The 4,111-nt window shown below is 65.1% G+C and carries 4 protein-coding genes and 1 pseudogene; 1 reads left to right on the forward strand and 4 read right to left on the reverse strand.

Features of this window, described 5'->3' with window-relative positions:
* From H926_RS32355 to H926_RS26445, 3 genes are all read right to left on the reverse strand, one after another.
* On the reverse strand, positions 1-186 hold a 186-nt coding region (locus tag H926_RS32355; protein WP_148291684.1), incomplete at its 3' end, for a hypothetical protein.
* Positions 187-341: 155 nt separating this feature from the next.
* Positions 342-1,565, reverse strand: coding sequence for an NADP-dependent isocitrate dehydrogenase (locus tag H926_RS0108650; protein WP_022675940.1), 1,224 nt, complete (start codon positions 1,563-1,565; stop codon positions 342-344).
* Positions 1,566-1,701: 136 nt separating this feature from the next.
* On the reverse strand, positions 1,702-2,244 hold the full coding sequence (locus H926_RS26445) for a hypothetical protein (RefSeq protein WP_028657771.1): 543 nt from the start codon (positions 2,242-2,244) through the stop codon (positions 1,702-1,704).
* 172 nt (positions 2,245-2,416) lie between these two features.
* Between H926_RS26445 and H926_RS0108660 the strand changes: the two genes are divergently transcribed.
* Positions 2,417-3,826, forward strand: coding sequence for a sulfatase (locus H926_RS0108660; protein ID WP_022675942.1), 1,410 nt, complete (start codon positions 2,417-2,419; stop codon positions 3,824-3,826).
* 15 nt (positions 3,827-3,841) lie between these two features.
* Here H926_RS0108660 and H926_RS33160 read toward each other — a convergent pair.
* A pseudogene (locus H926_RS33160) lies at positions 3,842-4,111 on the reverse strand (hypothetical protein); the annotation flags it as partial.

Raw genomic sequence — 4,111 nt, forward strand, 5'->3', positions numbered from 1 at the left:
GGTGCCGGCGCCGGGGCCAAAGTTGCGGCGGCGCTGCGGTGGGGGCGGGGCTTCTTCGACAAGTTCGGCCTCTTGCGCGGCCAGGGCGGCGGCGCGGCGGCGGCGCACGATCAGCAGCACCACAAGCGTGGCGAGCACGGCCACCACGGCCAGCGCGATCCCCACCATGGGTGCCAATTGCGTCATGCTACTCACTTTGCCCAAGGCCCCCTTGCCCACGGCTGCTTGCGCCTGTTGTGCCCCGCAAGACCGCGTCATGTCCTGCTAGCCGGTTACCCCCCCAAAAGAAAAGGCCCCGGCAGACGCCGGAGCCTTTCTTTTTCATGCGAAATGGCGCGGGTTCAGGCCCAGGCAGCCATTTCCTTTTCCAGGTTTTCCACGATCGCTTCGAAGAACTTTTCCGTGGTCATCCAGGGCTGGTCGGGGCCGATGAGGATCGCGAGGTCCTTGGTCATCTTGCCGCTTTCCACGGTTTCGATGCACACGCGCTCCAGCGTTTCGGCAAAACGCACCACATCGGGGGTTTCGTCGAACTTGCCACGATACATCAGGCCGCGCGTCCACGCGAAGATCGAGGCGATCGGGTTGGTGCTGGTCGCCTTGCCCTGCTGGTGCTGGCGATAGTGGCGCGTGACGGTGCCGTGGGCCGCTTCGGCTTCCACGGTCTTGCCGTCGGGCGTCATCAGCACCGAGGTCATCAGGCCGAGCGAGCCGAAGCCCTGCGCCACGGTGTCGGACTGCACGTCACCGTCATAGTTCTTGCAGGCCCACACGAACTTGCCCGACCACTTGAGCGCGGAAGCGACCATGTCGTCGATCAGGCGGTGCTGGTATTCGATGCCGGCGGCAGCGAACTTTTCCTTGAAGCCTTCGCTGTCGAACACTTCCTGGAACAGGTCCTTGAAGCGGCCGTCATAGGCCTTGAGGATGGTGTTCTTGGTCGACAGATAGACCGGCCAGCCCAGGTTCAAACCATAGTTGAAGCTGGCGCGGGCAAAGTCGCGGATCGAATCGTCAAGGTTGTACATCGCCATGGCGACGCCGGCCGACGGGAAATCGAACACTTCGAGATCGATCGATTCGCCGTTCACGCCGTCGAACACCAGGCGCAGCTTGCCCGGGCCGGGGATCAGGGTGTCGGTGGCCTTGTACTGGTCACCAAAGGCGTGACGGCCAACCACGATCGGGTCGGTCCAGCCCGGAACCAGGCGGGGCACGTTCTGGATCACGATGGGCTCGCGGAACACCACGCCGCCCAGGATGTTGCGGATCGTGCCGTTGGGCGACTTCCACATCTTCTTGAGGCCGAATTCTTCGACGCGGGCTTCGTCCGGGGTGATCGTGGCGCACTTCACGCCCACGCCGTACTGCTTGATGGCGTTGGCCGAATCGATCGTGATCTGATCGCCGGTTTCGTCACGCTTTTCGACCGAAAGATCGAAATACTTGAGGTCCAGGTCGAGGTAGGGAAGGATCAGGCGTTCGCGGATCCATTCCCAGATGATGCGGGTCATCTCGTCGCCGTCGATCTCGACGATCGGGTTCTTCACCTTGATCTTCGCCATAGCCGTCCTGTTGCCTTGCCTGGGGAGTTGAACTTACCGCCCCCTTAGCAGGTGCGGAACGCGGCGCAAGCGCGGCTCCGGCGATTCTTGAACCGAGCTTATGTTTTGCGCCGCAGTGCGGCAACGTGGCGGCCATTCAAGGGCTGTTGCGCAGATCGTACATCGCCTCGCCCACGCGCACGCGGTGGCGGCGCGCGATGTGCCAGCCGGCGTCTTCCAGCAGGCGGGCAAAGCGCGCCGGCCCATGGCGATGCAGCCAGATCACCTCCTTGCGGCGCAGGCGCATGGCCCACAGCACATCCTGCACCGACGCGTGGTTGTACGACAGAACGACGCGGTCGAACTGGCGCAACTGGGCAAACAGGCGCGGCAGATCGGTGACATATTCGACCACGCCGAGCATCGCGGCGGCGCGTTCGGCAAAGCGGGGCAGCGGATCGGCGTTGAGATCGGTCAGGACCGTGCCGGGCCCGCGATCGACAATGTCCACCGGTACATAGCGGGTGCCGGCCGGCAGATGGTCGCGCAGCGGCATCAGCCCGCAACCGATATCCACCACGCCGGCCTCGTCCGCCAGCCACGCCGCGGCCTGCCGGGTGCGGTGGTCCCACCGATCCTGCAGTGCGGACCAGTACAGACGCCGGCACGCCAGGGTCGCATCGGTGGAAACATCATTCATGCCGGGCACGTGGCCTGTGCGGCACTCCGCGATCAAGCGCAGTTGGCTCGCATGTGGCGCAATTGCAGAGCCAAGCATGGCTATACGGGGTGTTCAATTAAATTTGTAGACAATGGCTGGCGTCCGGCTGACCTCTGCCGTGTCATTTCCGTCGTGCCGCAAGGAGCCTGTCATGCCCGCATCCCGCCTTTCCCGCCGCGCAGCCCTGGCCGGCCTTGCTGCCGGAGGCGCGGCACTGGCATCGCCAGCGCTGGCTGTGCCCGATACGGGCAAGAAGCTGAATTTCCTGTATATCATGGCTGATGACATGGGCTATGCCGATGTCTCGTGCTATGGCCGGCGCGATTATGCCACGCCCGCGATCGATGCACTGGCGCAGCAGGGCGTGCGCTTTACCCAGGCCTATGCCAACAGCGCGGTGTGCACCGCTACGCGCGTGGCGCTGATTACCGGGCGCTATCAATATCGCCTGCCGGTGGGGCTGGAAGAGCCGCTGGCACAGCGCGCGATCGGCCTGCCACCCAGCCAACCCACGCTGCCTTCGCTGCTGCGCAAGGCCGGCTATGCCACCGGGCTGATCGGCAAGTGGCATCTGGGCAGCCTGCCCGACTACGATCCGCGATTGAGCGGCTATGACGAATTCTGGGGCATCCGCAGCGGCGCGGTGGACTATTACACCCACGCCACCTCGGGCGGGCGGCCGGATTTGTGGGACGGGGCAACGCCGGTGCAGCAGGCCGGATACCTGACCGATCTCTTGGGTGATCATGCCGTGGCGGCGGTGCGGCGCAATGCCGGCATCGGCAAGCCCTGGCTGCTCAGCCTGCATTTCACCGCGCCGCACTGGCCTTGGGAAACCCCGGACGACGACAGCGAATCAAAGCGGCTGGCCCAGTCCAAAGACCCCGAGGCGCTGATGCACTTCGATGGCGGCAACCAGAAAACCTATGCCGCGATGGTGCAGCGCCTGGATCTTCAGGTCGGGCGCATTCTCAAGGCCTTGGCGGATTCGGGCCAGGCCGACAACACCGTGGTGGTGTTCACCAGCGACAATGGCGGCGAACGCTTTGCCGATACCTGGCCGTTCACCGGGCGCAAGACCGAATTGCTCGAAGGGGGCTTGCGCATCCCCGCGATCGTGCGTTGGCCCGGCCTGAGCCAGCCGGGCAGCACCAGCGCGGCGCAGATCATCTCGATGGACTGGCTGCCCACGTTCGTCGCTGCGGCGGGCGGCGCGCCCGATCCTGCCTTTGCCCCCGATGGCATCGACATCCGCAGCGCGATTGCCGGGGGCAGCTTGCCGGCACGCACGCTCTATTGGCGGTACAAGCTGCACGACCAGCAGGCGGCGCGGCGTGGCCAATGGAAATACCTGAAAATCGGAGACAACACGTTCCTGTTCGATGTCGAGGCCGATCCCATGGAACGCGCCAACCTGAAAGCGCGCCATCCCGATGTCTTTGCCGCGCTGACGCAGGACTGGAACCGCTGGAACGCCACGATGCTGCCGCTCGATCCGCAAAGCTACAGCCATGGGTTTACGGCCAAGACCCTGGCCGATCACTTCATCGCCACGGATTGAGCCAGCCCGCTAGGCCTAGGGCAGGGCGTTGAGCCGCAGATAGGCAACAAGGCGTGTTCCCTCGCGCCTTGCCGGCAATCCACTTGCCATCTGGGGCAGCGGCGGGACCCGCTGGCCGATCGTGCCACTGGCGCGCAGCCCCAGCGTGAGCCGGCGCGAAACATGGGCAATGCCGGCCTGCAGGTCGGCATAGTCGCCCTGCGGGCGCAGGCGCCAGGCGCTTTCCCCCGGCCGGGCCCGGCCAAGGGAATAGCCGCCGCCGGCATGCAGCGTCAGGGCCGAGCC

It is taken from the genome of Novosphingobium sp. B-7 (assembly GCF_000410615.1).
Classification (GTDB): Bacteria; Pseudomonadota; Alphaproteobacteria; order Sphingomonadales; family Sphingomonadaceae; genus Novosphingobium; species Novosphingobium capsulatum.

Coding starts and splice junctions, on each gene's coding strand:
- H926_RS0108650 (WP_022675940.1), bottom strand. CDS start 1,565: ATGGCGAAGATCAAGGTGAAGAACCCGATCGTCGAGATCGACGGCGAC.
- H926_RS0108660 (WP_022675942.1), top strand. CDS start 2,417: ATGCCCGCATCCCGCCTTTCCCGCCGCGCAGCCCTGGCCGGCCTTGCT.
- H926_RS26445 (WP_028657771.1), bottom strand. CDS start 2,244: ATGAATGATGTTTCCACCGATGCGACCCTGGCGTGCCGGCGTCTGTAC.